This window comes from Hymenobacter radiodurans, assembly GCF_004355185.1.
GTDB classification, from domain to species: Bacteria; Bacteroidota; Bacteroidia; order Cytophagales; family Hymenobacteraceae; genus Hymenobacter; species Hymenobacter radiodurans.
Map to the genome: position 1 here is coordinate 3565934 of NZ_CP037922.1, position 19134 is coordinate 3585067.

The 19134-nt window shown below is 54.4% G+C and carries 21 protein-coding genes; 14 read left to right on the top strand and 7 right to left on the bottom strand.

Going from position 1 to position 19134, the window contains the following annotated elements:
• Position 1: 1 nt before the first annotated feature.
• Positions 2–661 carry a hypothetical protein gene (locus EPD59_RS16270; protein WP_133273706.1) on the bottom strand — a complete coding sequence of 220 codons (660 nt, stop codon included), beginning with the start codon at positions 659–661 and terminating at the stop codon, positions 2–4.
• Positions 662–799: 138 nt separating this feature from the next.
• On the opposite strand from EPD59_RS16270, the gene EPD59_RS16275 reads away from it, so the two are divergent.
• Positions 800–1321 carry a GNAT family N-acetyltransferase gene (locus EPD59_RS16275; RefSeq protein ID WP_133273707.1) on the top strand — a complete coding sequence of 174 codons (522 nt, stop codon included), beginning with the start codon at positions 800–802 and terminating at the stop codon, positions 1319–1321.
• Positions 1322–1428: 107 nt separating this feature from the next.
• On the top strand, positions 1429–1650 hold the full coding sequence (locus EPD59_RS16280) for a CDGSH iron-sulfur domain-containing protein (protein ID WP_084444526.1): 222 nt from the start codon (positions 1429–1431) through the stop codon (positions 1648–1650).
• Between the two features lie 84 nt (positions 1651–1734).
• Here the strand turns inward: EPD59_RS16280 and EPD59_RS16285 are convergent, their stop codons facing one another.
• Positions 1735–1992 (bottom strand): acyl-CoA-binding protein, encoded by a 258-nt coding sequence (locus EPD59_RS16285; protein WP_133273708.1) that lies wholly within the window; start codon positions 1990–1992, stop codon positions 1735–1737.
• Positions 1993–2142: 150 nt separating this feature from the next.
• Here EPD59_RS16285 and EPD59_RS16290 point away from each other — a divergent pair, with 150 nt between their 5' ends.
• Positions 2143–3426 carry an amidohydrolase family protein gene (locus EPD59_RS16290; RefSeq protein ID WP_133273709.1) on the top strand — a complete coding sequence of 428 codons (1284 nt, stop codon included), beginning with the start codon at positions 2143–2145 and terminating at the stop codon, positions 3424–3426.
• A gap of 137 nt (positions 3427–3563) precedes the next feature.
• Entirely contained in the window at positions 3564–4244 is a 681-nt protein-coding gene (locus tag EPD59_RS16295; RefSeq protein WP_133273710.1) for a hypothetical protein, read from the top strand.
• Positions 4245–4308: 64 nt separating this feature from the next.
• Here EPD59_RS16295 and EPD59_RS16300 read toward each other — a convergent pair whose 3' ends face one another.
• Positions 4309–5343 carry a hypothetical protein gene (locus tag EPD59_RS16300; RefSeq protein WP_133274726.1) on the bottom strand — a complete coding sequence of 345 codons (1035 nt, stop codon included), beginning with the start codon at positions 5341–5343 and terminating at the stop codon, positions 4309–4311.
• 115 nt (positions 5344–5458) lie between these two features.
• On the opposite strand from EPD59_RS16300, the gene EPD59_RS16305 reads away from it, so the two are divergent.
• The 4 genes from EPD59_RS16305 to EPD59_RS16320 all read left to right on the top strand — a co-directional run bounded on the left by EPD59_RS16305 (position 5459) and on the right by EPD59_RS16320 (position 8819).
• Positions 5459–6676: a zinc dependent phospholipase C family protein gene (locus tag EPD59_RS16305; protein WP_133273711.1), complete on the top strand. Its 1218-nt coding sequence runs from the start codon at positions 5459–5461 to the stop codon at positions 6674–6676.
• Between the two features lie 433 nt (positions 6677–7109).
• Positions 7110–7907, top strand: coding sequence for a manganese catalase family protein (locus EPD59_RS16310; protein WP_205703433.1), 798 nt, complete (start codon positions 7110–7112; stop codon positions 7905–7907).
• Between the two features lie 166 nt (positions 7908–8073).
• Entirely contained in the window at positions 8074–8400 is a 327-nt protein-coding gene (locus EPD59_RS16315; protein WP_133273712.1) for a peptidylprolyl isomerase, read from the top strand.
• The gene (locus EPD59_RS16320; protein ID WP_165963636.1) at positions 8397–8819 is read left to right on the top strand and encodes a peptidylprolyl isomerase; all 423 of its coding nucleotides are present in this window, start codon (positions 8397–8399) and stop codon (positions 8817–8819) included. The genes EPD59_RS16315 and EPD59_RS16320 overlap by 4 nt, the downstream gene beginning before the upstream one ends.
• A gap of 14 nt (positions 8820–8833) precedes the next feature.
• On the opposite strand, the gene EPD59_RS16325 is transcribed toward EPD59_RS16320, so the two are convergent.
• The 3 genes from EPD59_RS16325 to EPD59_RS16335 form a co-directional block, all read right to left on the bottom strand.
• Entirely contained in the window at positions 8834–9193 is a 360-nt protein-coding gene (locus EPD59_RS16325; RefSeq protein ID WP_133273714.1) for a hypothetical protein, read from the bottom strand.
• A 181-nt stretch (positions 9194–9374) separates the two neighbouring features.
• Entirely contained in the window at positions 9375–11471 is a 2097-nt protein-coding gene (locus EPD59_RS16330) for a M13 family metallopeptidase (RefSeq protein WP_133273715.1), read from the bottom strand.
• A 162-nt stretch (positions 11472–11633) separates the two neighbouring features.
• Positions 11634–13748 (bottom strand): M13 family metallopeptidase, encoded by a 2115-nt coding sequence (locus EPD59_RS16335; protein WP_133273716.1) that lies wholly within the window; start codon positions 13746–13748, stop codon positions 11634–11636.
• 156 nt (positions 13749–13904) lie between these two features.
• Between EPD59_RS16335 and xseA the strand changes: the two genes are divergently transcribed.
• From xseA to EPD59_RS16365, 6 genes are all read left to right on the top strand, one after another.
• Positions 13905–15317, top strand: a complete 1413-nt coding sequence (xseA, locus tag EPD59_RS16340) for an exodeoxyribonuclease VII large subunit (protein WP_133273717.1) — start codon at positions 13905–13907, stop codon at positions 15315–15317.
• 143 nt (positions 15318–15460) lie between these two features.
• Complete coding sequence (xseB, locus tag EPD59_RS16345) at positions 15461–15790, top strand: exodeoxyribonuclease VII small subunit (RefSeq protein ID WP_133273718.1); 330 nt, start codon at positions 15461–15463, stop codon at positions 15788–15790.
• Between the two features lie 199 nt (positions 15791–15989).
• Complete coding sequence (locus tag EPD59_RS16350; RefSeq protein WP_133273719.1) at positions 15990–16349, top strand: hypothetical protein; 360 nt, start codon at positions 15990–15992, stop codon at positions 16347–16349.
• Positions 16350–16381: 32 nt separating this feature from the next.
• Positions 16382–17173 (top strand): hypothetical protein, encoded by a 792-nt coding sequence (locus EPD59_RS16355; protein ID WP_133273720.1) that lies wholly within the window; start codon positions 16382–16384, stop codon positions 17171–17173.
• Between the two features lie 130 nt (positions 17174–17303).
• Positions 17304–18137, top strand: coding sequence for a sensor histidine kinase (locus EPD59_RS16360; RefSeq protein WP_133273721.1), 834 nt, complete (start codon positions 17304–17306; stop codon positions 18135–18137).
• Positions 18130–18543, top strand: a complete 414-nt coding sequence (locus EPD59_RS16365; protein ID WP_165963637.1) for a response regulator — start codon at positions 18130–18132, stop codon at positions 18541–18543. Before EPD59_RS16360 ends, EPD59_RS16365 begins: the two co-directional genes overlap by 8 nt.
• Positions 18544–18628: 85 nt before the next feature.
• Here EPD59_RS16365 and EPD59_RS16370 read toward each other — a convergent pair whose 3' ends face one another.
• Positions 18629–18991 carry an MGMT family protein gene (locus EPD59_RS16370; RefSeq protein ID WP_133273723.1) on the bottom strand — a complete coding sequence of 121 codons (363 nt, stop codon included), beginning with the start codon at positions 18989–18991 and terminating at the stop codon, positions 18629–18631.
• Positions 18992–19134 lie beyond the last annotated feature (143 nt).

A 19134-nucleotide genomic window follows, 5' to 3' on the forward strand; every position in this document is an offset into this window, starting at 1 on the left:
CTCAGCGGTTATCGATGACTTCTTTTACGTCGCGGGCCTTTTCCAGCGTCCGAAATTCGGCCTGCCACGACCGCACGCGCAGGCGCTCTTCCGTGGGCAGTTGGGTCCGCACTTCCTCGTAGCGCGCATTGAGGCGGGCCAGCACCGCGGAGGCCTCGCTCCATTCGGCGGCCGTCCAGCGGCGGCGCTGGTCGCGGGTATTTTCCAGCAGACGAGCATACAAATCAGGCAATTCAGTAGCGCGGGCCCGGTTGATATCTACTTTTTCGCCCAGCAGTCGGCTTTGCGTATCTGCTACGGTAGCGGGCTCGTTGGCGGCGCTATCGAGGCGTTGCTGCTCGGCGGCCCACACTTTGTAGCGGGCTTTTTGGGTAGCATACTCGCGGCGCGACTGTACCGACAGGCTATCGGTGGCCCGGTCGAGGCGAGCGCTTTGACGGTCATAGTCGGCCATTACGCTGGGCCACTCGCGGCGGGCACCATCTTCCGCCTTGGTAACTTTCTCACTTACCCAATCGCTGAAGCGGCGCAGGTCGCGCTCCACGGCAGAAACTGGTTTGGTAGAAGTAGAAGACTGTTGCGTCTGTTGGGCGGTGGCCGCCAACGGAGCGAGTACTAAGCTAGCGGCTCCGAAGACCGTTGAAAGCAAAATATTTTTCATGGTGATTAGGGAAAGAGTAGCGTGAAAACGCCCCCCAGGGGGCAATTTATTGCTGGCACAATACAATTTCCGTCCCAAAATGCCCCCCAGACCGAAGAATGCACGTTTGTTATCTTAAAATTTGCGTTTTTGCAGCCTATGCCCGCCACCGATACCGCTTCCGTCAGCATTCAGCCGGCCACCTTGGCTGATATCCCGACTATTATTCAGTTGGCCGAAGCCACCTGGGAGCCCACTTACCGCTTCATTATTTCGAAGGAACAGATTGATTACATGTACCGCGTCATTTATACGCCGGCCTCGCTGGAACGCCAAATGACTACCGAAGGGCATGTATTTTTGCTGTTGCGCACCGATGGACAGCCAGCCGGCTACGCCTCCTTTTCTCGTTTGTCGGTGCCCACTGAAACCGTTTTTAAGCTGCACAAGATTTACGTTCTGCCTTCCCATCAGGGGCAGCAGTTGGGGCAGCAGCTGGTACTGGCGGTGGAGAAAGCAGCCCGGGCCGCCGGTGGCCAAGCCTTAGAACTGAACGTAAATCGGTATAACCCAGCCATCAGCTTCTACGAGCGGCAAGGCTTCCAGCAGCACCGCGAGGAGGACGTTCCCATTGGGCCCTACTGGATGAACGACTACGTGATGCGCAAGGAGCTGAAGTAAGCTTTTCCGTTTTCAGTATTCAATCGTATAGGGTATGGCTTAACGCGCCACCAATCTTTATGGGCTCATTGCTCTTCACCAGATAAAACTTATCAACCAACCAAAACATGGCTACTAAACTCACTGTGCTCAGCAACGGCTCTCTCCGCGTGGAGGGCGATATCGAACTCGTTGACGCCCAAGGCAATGCCTACGGCCTCGGCGGCCGCGAACGAATCAGCATTTGCCGCTGCGGACTTTCCAGCAACAAACCTTTCTGCGACGGCTCGCACAAAGGCCATTTTGAGCACGATGCTACGGCCTTCGATTTGCCTGCCCCAAAAGTGTAGGCTCTAATTTTTCGGCACAAAAAAGCCCCCAGAAAGTATCTGGGGGCTTTTTTGGTGTCTGAGAATAAATGGTTGACAGCTGATTTATGCGTCAGCCAGAAACTTTACCAGATCCACATACTCCTGGCGGGCCGCGTCCTGCGACTTACCGCTGATGCCAGCCCAAGCGTCATATTTGGCAATAGCCTTAAAGTCGAAGCCGCCGGGCCGGTCGCCGGATACGTCGCCTTCGGTTGCTTGCTTATAGAGGGCGTAAAGCTGGAGCAATACTAAGTTGGAGGGCTTGGTGGGCAGCTGTTGGGCGCGCTGCGCGGCAGCTTCAAACTCTTCGGTAGTGGCCATGAAGGTCAGGTTTTGAGGTAGGAATTACAGGTTATCTACTAGGAGTTGCGAGTTACGAGTTTTCTGCTGCACCTTGCAAATAATGCGGCAGCCCGATATACGTCGAGACAGTCCGCTTCAGCCCACTCCCAACCACCAAACCCCTACCCCATGCGTCTTTTTACTGCGCTCTTGGGGGGCTTTTTACTAAGCCTCTCGTCTGCTTACGCTCAAAAAACCTACGTGCAGTGCGGTCGTCTGCTCGATGTGCGCACCGGCCGCATTCAGCCCGAAATGACTATCGTAGTCGAGAAAGGGCGCGTGGCCGCCGTGCAGAACGGCTACGCTACCGGCAGCGGCACCAACAAGGTGATTGACCTGAAGAATAAAACCGTGATGCCGGGCCTGCTGGATATGCATGTGCACCTGGAACACCAAACCAGCAAAACCAACCAGCTCGACGAGTTCATCAAGAACCCCGCTGATGTAGCCTTTGAATCACTCGAATACGCTCGTAAAACTCTCATGGCCGGCTTTACCACCGTCCGCGACCTAGGCGGCTCAGGCGTGAATGTGGCATTGCGTAACTCCATCAACCGTGGCCAGGTGGCTGGTCCGCGCATCTTCACGGCCGCAAAGTCGCTCTCCGGCACCGGCGGCCACGCCGACCCCACCAACGGCTACCGCCAGGATTTGATGGGCAATCCAGGCCCCAGCGACGGCGTCGTGAATAGTCCTGACGAAGGTCGTCAAGCCGTGCGCCAGCAGTATAAAAACGGCGCCGACCTGATTAAAATAACTGCCACCGGTGGCGTACTCAGCGTAGCCAAAGACGGCAGCAGCGCCCAGATGACGGAAGCCGAAATCCGGGCAATTGTAGAAACGGCCCGCGACCTAGGTTTGAAAGTAGCCTGCCACGCCCACGGCGCCGAAGGTATGAAGCGCGCCATCCGGGCTGGCGTCACCAGCATCGAGCACGGCACCCTCATGGACGACGAAACCATGAAGCTGATGAAGAAAAACGGCACTTGGTACGTTCCCACCATCACGGCCGGCAAGTCGGTGGCCGACTCTGCCAAAATCACGGGATATTATCCGGCTCTGGTAACACCAAAAGCTCAGAGCATCGGGCCGAAGCTGCAAGCCACGTTCGGGCGGGCATATAAGGCCGGCGTTAAGATTGCCTTTGGCACTGATGCCGGCGTATTTCGCCACGGGGCCAACGGGCTGGAGTTTGCGTACATGGTGGAGGCCGGCATGCCGCCCATCGAAGCATTGCGCGCGGCTACCGTTTATGCCGCCGACCTGCTCGGCCAGAGCGACCAGCTTGGCACTCTTGAAACTGGTAAGCTCGCCGATATCGTAGCCGTAGATGGCGACCCGCTACAGGACATTACCGCTATGCAGCGTGTACGTTTCGTCATGAAGCAGGGTATGGTATTTAAGCAGGAATAGGCATGAAGCTTGCCTAACCGAATTAGGCACTGAAAACCGAGGACGAATCGGCCATTACGAGCTACTGGAGCACGTATTACAGCCCATTCATCCTCGGTTTCTTTTGCACTAAATCTATCTTCTACCTCTTTTATCGCATGAAAATTTTTACTACCGTAGCTACGCTATTGGCCTTGTCTGCCGGGGTACCTGCCTTGGCTCAAACTCAGTTGAATACCCAGCCGCCGGCGCAGCCATCTTCGCCCATGGCCCCTGCCACTCGGTCTACCATCTATGCCGGGCAGCAAGTGCCCGCTGCTGGTCCCAGCGTTAGCCTTTACCGTACTTCCTCCCTAGGCATCGACTTGGGCTGGGGCGGACCATACGGAGGTATCGGCTTTTACTACGCGCACATGATTGGTGAGGGCACGGATGTGAATGCGGGCCTTGGCTTGGGCGTGGGGGGCAAAATTGGGGTTGGCGTGCGGCATTTCTTCAGCCCGGCTAGAGCTGTTTCTCCTTATATCGGTGCCAACTTATCTCGTTCGGGAAAAATAAATGATGTGCGCATTGCCCTGAATGAAGGCACACCTTCCGAGGAGGAAGCGTATTATAACTTGTCATCGAGCGGCGTTCTCAACCTGCGCACTGGCTTTCGTTGGCAGCCAGGCCGCGTGGGGCTTATTGGCACCCTAGGCTACGGTGTACGCTTCACCGGCGACCCCGTGACGTACACAAACGGTTATCGCCCCTCTCAGGAAATGCGCGATGTAGTTAACGCAGTTAGCCCCGGCGGTTTAGAAATTTCCTTGGGTATGAGCATTGGCTTTGGGCAATAAATATTTACCAGCTTCCCATAAAAAAAGCCCCCAAAACGTTTCTGGGGGCTTTTTTATGGGAAATTTATTCCGGCCGTGGGCGGCCCAGCATGAGCCGCAAATTCAGCCGCACGATGTCGCCCATGGTGCGGCATCGGTTGAATTGGGTAGTGTGGTGGTGCTGATTCAACTCTTGTTGCAAAATCGTCGTCTTTTCGGGCGTTGATAGCTCGTCGGGGCGCATGCAGTCCATTAAGTCCTTGAGACGGTAGCGCTCGGCGCGGGCCCGGCGCGCCATGAGCGTGCGCTCTTCGGTTTGGTACTGCCGGATGCTTTCGCCCGTGAGCAGCTTGCTGCACAGTTGTACCACGGCCCGATTGTCCTTGAAAAACTGAGGCAGATACATGGTCTTTTTGCCCTCGTAGCTCTGCTGATCGAAGTCGATGGCTCGGACGCGGTACTGCTCATCCTCAAAGTCGGGCGTCACATCAATCACGTAGTTGTAGGCGCGCATATCGCCCAGTAGGCGAGCAAAGCAGCGTTCATTAAACTTAACAAACTCCTTTGCAATCCGCACCTGGTTGAGGTGGGGCCGCTGTAAATGGTCGCGAATAAAATCGTCGCCTGGAATACCGGCAATATGCTCTTCAATCAGCGAGTCGCCGCAGACGAGGTAGTTAATGCTGTTCGGCGACAAAATATGCTCCAACTCCAGCCCATATACCCGCGAAGCGTCGGCCCGCTTCACGTAGAAATAGTCATAGTTGTCGTTAAACTGATTAACGATGCGCACCCGAAATGGATTGGAGTTCCCAAACCGGCAATAGTCAATTCTATCCGTGAGCAGATGCTCGCTGAAGGAAAGGTCGCCGTCGGTTTTCAGCAGCGCATATACCTCCGTGAGCCCCGCCGCTAGCTCCTGCAACGTTGAGGGCTCGTAATAAACCGTTTCCCAGAGCGTATCACGGCCGTTGCGGTCCAGCAGCGGATAGGCACCACTTATGCGCGTAAGGTCTTGGTAGGTGACGGGCAAGCGGGTTTCGCGGTCATATTCGTGCAAATACTTCCGTAGCGGCTCACCAATGGGATAGTATATTTTCTTCTTGGAGATATTGGTCATGGGCGGGTGCGGCGGAATGAGGTAAGTTACCAAAAGGCGAAAGACGTTCTTTTTTACCTAGCCGTTTTTCATCTACCTACTCCGAAAAATACCGAACTTCGCGGCATCCTTCTATTTGGCTTTCTACCGCCGTTATGAAAAAACTCTTTATCACACTTACGTTGGTGCTGGTGTTGCCGGTGCTATCCAATGGCTGGGGTTCTTTGCCCACAAAACCATTGCCCAGGTAGCCGTGTATGCTCTGCCCAACTCTATGCAGGCCTTTTACTTTCGCCATCTGAATGAGATTGTGAAGTTGTCGATTGCACCCGATGAGCGCCGTGAAGCCGACCCTGCCGAGGCGCCGCGCCACTTCATCGACATGGACCACTTCGGCGACGACCCGTTTGGCGACATGCCCAAGGGTTGGGATGACGCGGCGGCCAAATACACTGCCGACACCCTGCGCAAATACGGCACCGTGCCGTGGACGGTATTGGAAGTCAAGGAGAAGCTAACCGAGGCATTCCGCCAGCGCGATACCACCGCAATCATCGCCCTCTCCGCCGACCTGTGCCACTACATTGCAGATGCGCACGTGCCCCTGCATACCACTATGAACTACGATGGCCAGCTTAGCGGTCAGGCCGGTATGCACAGCTTATGGGAATCGAAGCTACCGGAGCGCCACATTGCGAAGTATAAGCTGGACAGCAAGCCGGCGAAGTACATCAAAGATCCGCAGGCTGCTATTTGGGCGGTGGTGCAGGAGTCGTACGGTTTTCTGGGCGCTACTTTCGATTTGGAAGAGGCTGTAACCCGCAACTTCACGCCCGAAACCAAATACACTTTCTCGCACCGTTACGGCAAAACGCGCCGCTCCTACTCCGATGCTTTTGCCGATGCTTACCACGATAAAGTAGGCGGCATGGTGGCCTACCGGCTTAAGCAAGCACCTACAGCTGTAGCTTCTATGTGGCTCACTGCCTGGCAGGATGCTGGCAAGCCCGACCTTAATGCTCTTATGACCCGCAAGCCTGGCAAGGAAGAGAAAGCTAAGCTTGCCGCCGAGCTAAAGCTTTGGGACAAGAACGAGCTAGTGCCGCAGAATATGCTGCTGGCCATGCAAAAGGAGAAAGTAGTAGAAAAGGCCGACGAGATTAACTCAGCCGATCAAGCACCCGCAGCGCCCGCCGAGGCTACTCCAGCACCAGCCGCTGCACCGGCCATCGTGCCGGCGCCTGAGCCAGCATCGGCACCAGCCGCTCCCGAAAAAGTAAAAACCAAAGTCAAAACGGAAGCCGGCAACGTGAAGCAAAAGGCCAAAGCCAAAAAAGCCGACGACGGCTGGTAAAATTGCCCCCAGCGCCGCGTTTTGCAGCCCTTTTAACGGTCCCCCAATAGTCCACGCCGCTGGATTGTTGGGGGACGTTTTTTTGACTTAAGTACGTAAGCCATAATAATTTCTACGCTCATCCGTAGCCGAGATTATAGGCGCGAAACGGTTATAATCAGTTAGTTAACGCTCAGCGGTTTATTATTATATAGTTGAGCTTCAATTATTTAACCCGAACTCAAGAACAACTGGTCCGTAAGGTTACTAGAGACTTTGTCGGGCTAAGGTCTGGGCGAGGTAAGCTATTCTTTCATTTCACTCCACACCCTTACCAAACTACCGCTATGATCTTACGCTATGATCGGCTAGCCATTGAGCTGCCCAAACCAAAAAATCCATCAGCTAACGATGCAGCCGCCATTCAGGAGCTACTGGGGGCAAATTTGGGGAGATGTCGACGTTGATGAACTACACGTTCCAGTCGTTTAACTTCCGGGGCCGCGACCGGCTTCGTCCCTTCTACGACCTGACCTGCTCTATTGCCGCGGAGGAGTACAGCCACATTGAGGCCCTATCCTACGCTATTAACCTGCTGCTCACCGGCACCAGTGAGCGTAATCCGGACCCGTCCTCGGCCCCTCTTAAGGACGCTACCGATGCCCGCAACACCTACCACTACATTGCCAGCGGCCAAGCAGCTTTACCCGTCGATTCGATGGGCAATCCTTGGACTGGCCAGAACGTGTTTAGCAGTGGCAACCTAAAGCTGGATCTGCTGCACAACTTCTTCCTAGAGTGCGGTGCCCGCGCCAACAAAATGCGCGTGTACTCAATGGTATCGGACCCCTGCGCCCGCACGGCCATCGGCTATTTGCTGGTGCGCGGTGGCCTGCACGTAGTGGCCTACGCCAAAGCCCTCGAAAAGCTGACTGGCGTGGAAGTAACCAAACTGATTCCAGTACCCGATCTGAGCAACGATGCCTACCCCGAGGCCAAAAAGCTTCAGGACCAGCAAAAGCTACACCTCAAGCTCTACACCTTCAGCCCTGATGACTACAAGCAGGCCGGTATTATCTGGAATGGCAATCACCCGGAAGACGGCCAGCCGCTAGAGCTGATTCAGGGTGGTTTCATGGGCGTACCGTATCCAAAGCTGGAAGAAGAGCCCCAGCTTAACTCGCCCGGCGCTGAAGACTACGACCCTGAGATGTTCAAGGATGTCGCTAAGAAAATGGGCATAAAGCTGTAGCCGCATAGTTTTGGCTTTAGCTACTTAGATTTGGGTGCTGCCTTCGTAAGAAGGGCAGCACCCTTTTTTTGGCTTCACCAACGGGCGGCGAGTAGGTGCTGGCTCGTGCAGCTGCACTGACCGTATGCATTTCTTCTCCGCTGCATCTCAAATTTGCCCCCCACATTTGCGCGCAATGCTGGTAGCGTTGGGACTAGCTCTCGGATTTCTATCGGCTTGTAACCAGTATCAGCCCCCCGCCGAAACCGCTGAGCCCGAGGCCTCCACCACGCCCAACCTTCCCGGCCCCAACCTTATTGCCCTATCCGACAGCAACGTAGCTGCCCTCCTGACGCCTTACCTTCAGCAATACCCCGCCGATGAGGTAATTATCCGCACCCGCCATGGCAATATGCGCGTACGCCTCTATGATGATACGCCGGTTCATAAAGCCAACTTTCTGCTACTGGCGCGCCGGGGGTGTTTGATGAAACCGTTTTTAACCGAGTTGTGAAAGGCTTTGCCATTCAGGGCGGACGGGGCGAAAATCGCACCATCCGGATTGCCCGCTACCGCCTGCCCCCGGAGTTTCGGCCCCAGCGTTTTCACAAGCGCGGCGCCCTCGGCATGGCCCGCTACGATGACGACCAAAATCCCGACCGCCGCTCCTCCTCCACCGACTTCTACTTCGTGCAGGGAGAAAAACTCACCCCCGACCAGTCGCGCCAAATGGCGGGGCGCGCCCTCACTCCCGAGCAGGTCCGCACCTACGCTAGTGTAGGCGGCGTGCCTGCTCTGGATGGGAAATACACGGTATTTGGGGAGGTAGTTGAAGGCTTAGACGTAATTGACAAAATAGCCGCCGAGCCAGTCGACCCTTACAAATGGCCGCTGAAAGACGTGCCGATAAAAATTGAGGTAGTAGAGAAGTAGAGTGTTTCTTGTGCTTATTCGCGGCGAATAGTTGTCAGCAGAATCTTATAAGCATCGCCGGGCTGCGCTTGAGTAAACTCTCGCAGTTCCTGGCGCGAGAAGCTTTTAATATCATCGGGATTGAATAAGTTAGGCTCCTTCTCCAGGCTTAGATCGGCCGTAGTCACCTCACGGCGGGCCGGATGAAAGAAAGCGCTGTCGGCAGTGAACCGGACGAGCTGATAGTAAAAATAGCTGGGCTTGGTACTGCCTGCGGGCTGGTAGCTGACCACATACACATCGCCGGCCTTCGGATCGGTCAGATGATCTTGCAGCTTTTCTTCTGGACTCTGACAGCTTGCCAGCAGCCCAAGCAAGAAAAAGATACTGGGCAAAAAATACCGTAGTCGCGTTATTGATTGGCTTTTCATAAGCTTCTGGGGGGCAAAATGGATGGGCAAGAAGTAGCTTGTGTAAGCTCAAACGTGACTTGCCAGAACTTAGGTACAAATACACAAAAAAGGCGGTTCGCTGTATGCGGACCGCCTTTTTTGTGTATTTCAAAAGCGAATTGCTTTACCAGATAACAGCACGTCTGGTTTCAGCACGAACCATTTTTGCGTCATCCTTGCAGCCAAAAGCCTCATAGAACTGGGGCATATTCTGGAGCGGACCAATGGTGCGGAACTGGCCCGGGGAGTGCGGATCAGTTAAGACCAACTGACGCAAATACTCCGGCCGAGAGTTGCTACGCCATATCTGGGCCCAAGCCAAGAAGAAGCGCTGCTCTGGGGTCAAGCCATCGACTTTGGTTTTGGGCTTGCCTTCTAGCTGCTTCTGCAAAGCAGTGTAGGCAATGCTGAGGCCACCGAGGTCAGCTAGGTTTTCACCCATGGTCAGCTTACCATTTACGTGCACCGAGTCGAGAGGCGTGAAAGCATCGAACTGAGCGCCTACGATAGCCGCGCGGGCTTCAAACTTCTCCGCATCTTCCTTGGTCCACCAGTCGCGCAGGTTGCCTTCGGCGTCGTATTGGCGGCCTTGGTCGTCGAAGCCGTGCGTGATTTCGTGCCCGATGACGGCGCCCATACCACCGTAGTTGACGGCGTCGTCAGCGTTCGGATCGAAGAACGGCGGCTGCAGGATACCGGCCGGGAACACAATCTCATTCATCGACGGATTATAATAAGCATTTACCGTCGGCGGGGTCATGCCCCACTCCTTGCGGTCGATGGGCTTACCAAACTTGCTTACGTTATCATTGAAGGCCCAGATACGGGTATTAATGAGGTTCTGAGCGTAGGAGTCGCGACTGATATTCAAAGCCGAATAGTCCTTCCACTGATCAGGGTAGCCGATTTTTACCGTGAAGGCATCCAGCTTTTTCTGGGCTTCGGCTTTGGTGGCGGCGCTCATCCAGGTGTTTTTCTGAATATGCTCCGACATAGCGGCACGGAGGTTTTTCACCATCTCCATAGCCTTTGCCTTAGCTTCAGGCGAGAAGGCCTTATCCACGTAGAGCTGGCCAAATGCTTCGCCTAGGGCGCCGTCGGTGGCGCGTAACATGCGCTTCCAGCGGGGCTGCTGCTGCTTGGCACCGCTGAGCACCTGGTTAAAGCGGAACGACTCATCCACAAATGACTTCGGCAAAGCCTGCGTCATGGAGGTCACGAAGTGCCAGCGCATGTAGGTTTTCAGGTCCGCTAGGGGCGTGTCCTTCATGAGGCTGCTGGCTTCCTTAAAGAATGCAGGCTGTCCTACGATTACTTCTTTGGCGGCACCCAACTTATTATTAGCGAGCAGAGTAGACAAACCCAGATTTGGGAATTGCTTATTCGCTTCAGCCACGGTCATTTTGTTGTAGTTGGCGTACGGGTCGCGCAACTCCACACGGGCTTTGCTGGCTTTGGCAAGGCGAGTCTCAATGCGCATCACCGTGGCCGCGTTTTTCGCAGCCGTGGCTTCGTTGTCGCCAGCCAGCTTAAACGTGTTGGTCAAATACGTTTGGTAAGCCGTGCGAATGGCTTTTGACCGCGCGTCGTCCTTGAGGTAGTAGTCGCGGTCGGGCAGGCTCAGGCCACCTTGGTATAGATTGACAGCATATTGAGTGCTAATCTTGTCATCCTGCCCCACATAAGCCCCGAAGAAGGCACCGGTGCGCAGCATTTGATGGCGAGCCACCAATGTTTGTAGTCCTTTCAAATCCTTCACAGCAGCCAAGCGGTCTAGCTCCGGCTTCAAAGGCGTCATGCCCGCTTTTTCGATGGCCATCGAATCCATGGCCGTGAAGTAGTAGTCGCCTACTTTCTGGGCGTTAGAACCCTTGGCAGCGCTGGTATTAGCAGCAGCCTCGTCCAGAATCTGCCGCATTACGGTGTTGTTCTTATCAAACAACTCATTGAAGCTGCCCCACGACGACTCGGCCGCTGGTACGGGGTTATTCTTCAGCCAATTACCGCTGGCATACTGATAGAAATCCTGGCAAGGATCAGCCGTTTTATCCAGGTTGGCTACATCCAGCCCTACCCCTTTTACCATGGCTTCTTCGGCCGGGGCGGGAGTAGTAGTGGCAGCCGTGTCGGGGGTGGCGGGCGGAGTGCTGGTGGCGCAGCTCGTCAGGGCCAGCCCGGCCGCGGCTACCATAGCCAGGGTCAGGCTTTTCTGTTTTTTCATAAGTGGGTGGAAATGCGAAAAAAGAGGGGGAAATAGATAATTCGGTGAAGAAAGATAAAGAAAAGCTGCAACGCAATAATGGCGCGAGTAATAGCAAGTCACAAAAAAGCCCCCAGAGGTTTCTGGGGGCTTTTTTACGCTTAAAATAAGATAAGCAAGTGCTTACCAGATACGGGCGCGCTGGTTCTGAGCGCGTACCATTTTGGCATTTTCCTTACAGCCAAATGCCTCATAGAATTGGGGCATGTTCATGAGCGGACCGTTGGTGCGGTACTGCGCGGGCGAGTGCGAATCAGTCAGAACTTGCTGACGCAGGTACTCAGGCCGGGCGTTAGTACGCCAAATCTGAGCCCACGACAGGAAGAAGCGCTGCTCTGGCGTAAAGCCGTCGTACTTAGGCACGTCGCCGTTCGGATACTTCTTCTTCAGTTGCTTCTGGAGAGCAGTAAAAGCAACGTTCAGGCCGCCGAAGTCAGCGAGGTTTTCGCCCATGGTCAGCTTACCATTCACAAACACCGAGTCGAGAGGCGAGAAGGCGCTGTATTGCGCGCCCACCATGTCGGCGCGCTGCGTAAACTTCTCCGCATCTTCCTTGGTCCACCAATCGCGCAGGTTGCCCTCGGCATCAGACTGGCGGCCGCGGTCGTCGAAGCCGTGCGTGATTTCGTGGCCGATCACGGCACCCATACCACCGTAGTTCACAGCGTCATCGGCCTTCGGATCGAAGAACGGCGGCTGCATGATACCGGCAGGGAATACAATCTCATTTAGCGACGAGTTGTAGTAGGCATTTACCGTGGGCGGCGTCATGCCCCACTCACCCCGATCAATCGGCTTGCCGAACTTGTTCACGTTGTACTTATAATCCCACATGCGAGCGTTCAGCACGTTTTGCACATACGAATCGCGTGAGATGTCGAGCGCGGAATAATCTTTCCACTTATCGGGGTAGCCAATTTTCACTACGAACGCATCCAGTTTTTTCTGGGCTTCAGCTTTGGTAGCGGCGCTCATCCATTCCAACTGGCTGATGTGCTCAGACATTGCCTCGCGGATGTTGTTGACCATTTCCATGGCCTTCTCCTTGGTCTCGGGCGTGAAAGCCTTATCCACGTAGAGCTGACCAAAAGCCTCGCCCAGAGCGCCGTCGGTGGCGCGCAACATACGCTTCCAGCGGGGCTGCTGCTCTTTAGCACCCGTCAATACCTGCGTGAAGCGGAACGACTCATCGTTGAATGACTTTGGCAGCGCATCGGCCACCGACGAAACCACGTGCCAGCGCAGATAGGTTTTCCAATCGGCCAAAGGCTCCGTTTTTAGGGCTGTACTGGCTTCTTTCAAGAATTCAGGCTGCCCAACAATTACTTCCTTCGCCGAACCTACACCAAGCTGCTGCAACATGCCGGGCACGTTCATATTCGGAAATTGCTTATTGGCCTCCGCCACCGTCATCTTGTTGTAGTTGGCATACGGGTCGCGCATCGCTACGCGGTCCTTCGATGCCTTTGCCAACCGCGTCTCCAAGCGCATTACTGTATTTGCGTTCTTGGCGGCGGTAGCTTCATTATCGCCGAGTAGCTTAAACATATTGGTCAAATATGTCATGTAAGCCGTGCGGATGGTTTTGGAGCGGCCGTCCTCTTTCAGGTAGTAGTCGCGGTCGGGCAAAGTCAGGCCCCCCTGCGACAGATATACCGCATATTGGGTGCTGATTTTGCGGTCCTGGGCCACGCCAGCACCGAATACGGAGCGAGTCCGCAGCATCTGCTGACGCGCCAACGAAGCCTGCAGGCCTTTCAGATCTTTGATGGCCGCAATGCGGTTTAATTCAGGCTGAATGGGCTTCAGACCGGCGGCATCAATAGCAGCCGAGTCCATGGCAGAGGCGTAGAAGTCGCCTACTTTCTGGGCGTTGCTGCCTTTCGTGGCGCTGGTATTGGCGGCGGCTTCCTGCAGAATCTGGCGCATCACGGCCTCATTCTGGTTGATGAGCCCGTTCCAAGAGCTCCAGCGCGATTCGGCGGCCGGGATGGGGTTGTTCTTAAGCCAAGTGCCTGAAGCATACTGAAAAAAGTCGTCGCAGGGGTCTACCGACGTATCGATATTGGCTGGGTCTAGGCCCACGCCCTTCACAACGGGCGCCGCAGTGGTGGTAGTCGCGGTGGTAGTAGTCGAAGCGGTATCCGAGGTGGTCGGCGTCTTCGACGAGCTACATCCGGCCCAGGCAAGACCTGCCGCGGCCACGGCGGCCAACGTCAGACTGTTTAGGTTTTTCATATGAACTTGGATGAGTGAAAGTGAGGTTGAGGCAAGAAAGATAAGTGAAACCGTGCAAATGGATGGAGGCTTAATTCTATTCTTCTGACTTGAAAAGCTTTACACTACGCGGCTTTTCCTTGTTCCCGCTGCCCCCATTTGCGTACTTTGCTATCTATGCCGCCGCTCTTTAATCGTCGCCCCGAGCCGAATTTGCCCCCTAGCCGACCGCCGCTGGCTTTGCCGTTGGCTGAGCTGCTGTTGCGCGTAAAGCAAACGCTCACCGACCGCTTTGCCGAATCTTATTGGGTTATTGCCGAAATCGCGGAGTTGACCCCGCCCCGCCACGACGGCGCTCACTGCTACCTTACCCTCACCGACCAGCATAGAACCGGCCGCGGAGCCGAGCTAAAGGCCCAAGCCCGCGCCACTATTTGGAGTCAGCGCTTTCAGTCACTAGCCCCAACTTTTTATGAGGCTACCGGTCAGGAATTGCAGCCGGGCCTAAAAGTTATGCTGCGGGTACAGATCAAGTTTCACGAGCAGTATGGTCTGAGCTTGGACGTGCTGGCTATTGATCCCACGTATACCGTCGGCGACTTGGCTCGCCAGCGCCTCGACACTGTGCGTAAGCTCACAGCAAAGGGGCTGCTCGAAAAGCAGAAGCGCCTGCCGCTGGCTATTGGCCCCCAACGCTTGGCTGTTATTTCTTCGCCTACAGCCGCTGGCTTTCAGGATTTCATGCAACAGCTCAGCGAATCGGTATTTGATTTCTCCGTAACGCTGGTGCCGGCTTTGATGCAGGGCACGGAGGCACCGGCCAGCATTCGGGCGGCCTTGGACCATATTCGGCCCCGCCGGCGCTACTTCGATGCGGTGGTCATTATCCGGGGCGGCGGGGGCAAAACGGATTTGCTGGCTTTCGACGATTATGGATTGGCGGCCGCAGTGGGTGCTTTCCCGTTACCTGTAATTACCGGTATTGGCCACGAGCGCGACGAGGCAGTAGTCGACCTCACGGCGCATACGGCCCTGAAAACGCCTACGGCCGTTGCTATATTCTTCTTGGACCGCTTGGCTCGCCTCGATGCTGCTTTCGACGGCTATGCGGCGCGTATACAGGAGTTGGCTTTCGAGCAATTACAAACCGCTGACGACCAACTCCGACGCCTCGCCCGGCACACACAGCAAGCAGCCCAAACGCAGTTTACCGAGCAGCGCACCTTGCTGCATCAGCGCATCCGACAGGCAGCCACGGCACCGCGGGCACAGCTGCGGCAGCAGCATCGCCTTCTGAATCGGACGCGTCATTCAGCGCAGCGAGCGGCCCAGCAGGCGCTGGCTGGTCAGCAACGACAATTGCGCACCTTTGGCCGGGCGTTGGCCCAACGGTTTCGGCGCCACCAACAGCGCCGCCAACTACAACTGCTACGTAAGCGCTACCAGTTGCAGCTGGCCGCTGAGCGCCTGTTGCATCGCGCTGAGCTACGGCTGACACAATTGCGGCCCACAACTCAGCTTGAAGCACTGGGGGGCTTTTTGGCTAATTCCGCAGTTGCGCTTCCACCGCAGGGTTCTGCTTTTGGCTAAATTTCTACTTGTAGGCTAGCTTGTTGATGCAGTTAGCCCATACGGTTATTGCCATTTGCCCTTAAAAAAGCCCCCCAACTTTACATTTATCTCTGTTCCCGCGCGGCTAGCTTATTTGGGTTAACGCCGCTCTACACATTCCCATGACAAACGACCTAACCTACCGCCAAGCTATCGAAGAGTTGGAAACCATTTTGCGCGCCCTCGAAACCGATACAGTGGATGTAGACGACCTTACAGCCCGAGTACAACGCTCCGCTGAGCTGATTCGACTGTGCAAGCAAAAGCTCCGCAATGCGGAGTCGGCTATTGACCGGGTGTTTGAGAACCTAGATGAAGAAGACGAGTTGGATGAGGATGTACCAGCTGACGACGACGACGAGCCCGCACCTCGTGTTGTGCCTAGCGGTAAGAGTCCGCGCGTGCGTCCTACGGCCCCACCTCCCCAGTTACCCGGCGAGCTACCTTTTTGATACGACTACCAGCACTATTCGATAAAGCTAGCTTGCGCCCAGCCTGAGAAGCGCGGGGGTATGCTCGTCTTTATTTTGGTGATTAGAGAAGCCGTGGGTTTCAAACCAATAGCCTGTCGCTATATTTGAATTCGCTACTACGCCCAATTTCTACTTGGGCAATTTTCTCTCTTACCCACATCTATTTTCTTCAATTCTAATGGAAGTTTTAAAAGATCCCTTCGACCCCAAAGCCGGGAAAAAAATCAAGTCCAAAGAAGCGGCACGCTGGACCAAGAATTATCGAACCAACCCTGGCAAGCAGGAAGAAACGCTGACCTTGGCCCACTACTTTGGCAAAGAGTTTCTACTGAGTATTTTAAACGAAGATGCTTGCGCTGGCTTACGCATCTACCAAGCCATCGATGATGAGGGCGCAAGCCGCTTGTTGGTAGTCGGCGTTGATGCCAAAGGCAAGGATCTGATTAGCCCCATTGATGACGACGGGGACGGCGCCGTGGGCGATACCCCTATGATGTGCCCTATTAATTGCGACCCGAATAGTCCGCTGATGCAGTAGCACTACCGTTATTTACGACCAATCAAATTACTATGGACTCTTGGGCGCGGCTTCATCTCGTTAATCGGGTTTTAGAGGCCGCGCCTTTGTTGCCGTTTGCGGCGGCTTTTCTAAGACGGCGCAATATTCCGTATAAGCTCAAGCCAGTCTACTACTACATTGGCGCCGAAGCATTTTTCTTTTTTTTAGATAGAATAAGTCGACTTACAATTCGTAACAATATCTATATCTATCACTTAGGCACGCTTCTGCTCGTCTTTTTCGTAGCTCAGACATACCGCCGCCTGCTACCTCCTAGTCGCGTTCGAGCAGCTATTCCGATAAGCTTAATTCTCTTTTCAGCAGTCGCCTTCCTAGATGCCGCTTTTTTGAGTGGCTTCTTCACTCTTCTTAATGCTAATTCGCATTCTTTCGGCTGCACTATCCTTATTATTTTGGCATTAGTTCATATTTCCCATTTAATCAACTCATCCCCTTATACTGCGCTGGAAAAACAACCAGACTTTTTTTTAAGTGTGGCGGTGCTGCTGTACAGCTCATGCTCCATTATTTCTTTTATAGCTGTCAAAACAATCTATTCTTCTGACTATGACAGACTTACAAAGCGGTATCTGGACAGGCTTTTTACTACGCCAGATGTTCTGCTGTTTGCCATTGCTATGGCCTTATTAGCGTGGATGTTCACTTTCTATCCACTCAGCACGCCTCCGCGCCGCGCCCTACCTAAATGGCTGCATTACAGTAGTTGGCGACCGCGCCCCTTCCGCTTGCTATACCAACCACTTATGGAGCAGTTACAGAAGGAGGAACTGCAAAAGTATTGAGCATTTAACCTCCACTCTTACTTACCTTTATGCCTACTATGGGGGCTTTTCTCTGTATCCTTGGCTGTTGTTTTAATCTAATATCTCCCCTCCCGCTAAGTACGTATCCATTAGTAGATGGTGAGACCTAGTGAAGCTGTCCATTATGTCGAAGGAGCTTATTGCCCTCCTGCTTATCACACCCATTCTGCTGCTGCTAGCGGGCGGCATTGTGACGTTTGTGATTCGGGATCAGCGGCGACGCCTGCGACAGCAGCTGGAGTTGCAGCGGATGCGCGAAGATGGTCAGCAGCAAGCCCTTGAAGCAGCACTTCTCGCCCAAGAAGAAGAGCGTCAGCGCATTGCCGCCGATCTACATGATGGGGTGGGCACCACGCTGGCCATTGCCAAAATGCATCTGCACTCGCTCGGCGACCCCAATCGCACCAAAGAAGCTACCGACCTGCTCGACCAAGTAATTACGGAGGTGCGTCGTATTTCTCGTAACCTGCTGCCAGCGGCTCTACAGAAGTTTGGCCTACCCTTCGCGCTTGATGCGCTGGCTCGCACCGTACCGCCTGATGCGCGAACGAAAGTATTTATCGAACAAGATGGCACCCCGCGGCGCCTTGATCCTGGGCTGGAATTGATTGTGTACCGTATTGCACAGGAGTTGCTGGGTAATGGTCTCAAACACGCGCAAGCTGATACGTTGCGCATTGCCGTTAACTTTCAGCAGCAGCAGCTCAGTTTGCACTATAGTGATGACGGAATAGGATTTAACCCAATTATGAATGAAGCCATGCCCTCGCCTGGCACTCGTACTGGGCTGGGACTTACCAACTTACGAAGCCGGGTAGCCGTGCTGCGCGGCACCCTCCACCATGAGTCGGCGCCGGGCGATGGCACTCGTGTTTGGATTACACTTCCGATTCCCTATCTTGTTACCGACCAGGCAAATATCAATGCATCTCTCCATGAATAGTAATATTATTCGCGTCGCGGTTGTCGATGACCATTTGTTATTTCGCAAAGGTTTACGGGCACTGGTAAGCGGGTTTGCCGGTATGGAAGTTCTCTTCGAAGCCGGCGACGGGCAGGAGCTTCTGGAGCGATTAGATTTTGGAGTAGTGCCCGACGTGATTCTGATGGATCTGCAGATGCCCGTGCTCGACGGTCTGCAAACAGTTCGTCTGCTGCGAGTTCAATATCCGTATGTGCGCGTCATTATCATTTCTATGCATGACGAGCCGGAGCTGATTGAAAATTTGCGGGCGGAAGGCGCACACGGCTACCTGCTCAAAAACGCGAATCCGGAAGAGGTTCGTAAAGCTATTGAAATGGTTATCCGTCAGAAGACATCTCGCCCTACTTCTTTGGTTAAGCATTGATTCCAGACAAGATATAGCATTGCTTCAGCAAAAAGCCCCCAGATACTTTCCGGGGGCTTTTTTGTTCTCCTATTATGAAGCATGACTAAAGCAGTTCCTGAGCCGGGTCCCAGAAGAGCTTTTTGAAGTTCTGCACCTGGTCGTCTGCTACCTGCACTCCTTCGGCCTCCAGTGCTTCCTGCATAGCAGTAGGTGTAGCAAAATGGTGGCGCCCCGTAAGCAACCCATTCCGATTGACGACGCGCTGAGCCGGTACCTGCTCTAGTCCGCGGGCTGGTACGGCAGCAATGAGAGCATATCCCACCATTCGCGCCCCATGGCGGGCGCCCAGGTAGTGCGCAATAGCGCCATACGTACTCACCCGACCGGGCGGAATCAGACGCACGACCTCATGTACATCCTGAAAAAAATTACGCTGGGTGTCCGCCGGTTCTTTAGGTGTTTTCATAGAGCAAAGTAAATGGAAAACTTTATCCTAATCGATCCTCAAAACAAGCTCAGCAGTAGTAAAAACCCGCTTTTTATACTAACCCGACCTCCCTTCTGGTCGTACCATAGAAAGTGAGGTTACTCACAACCTCGCTTTCTATC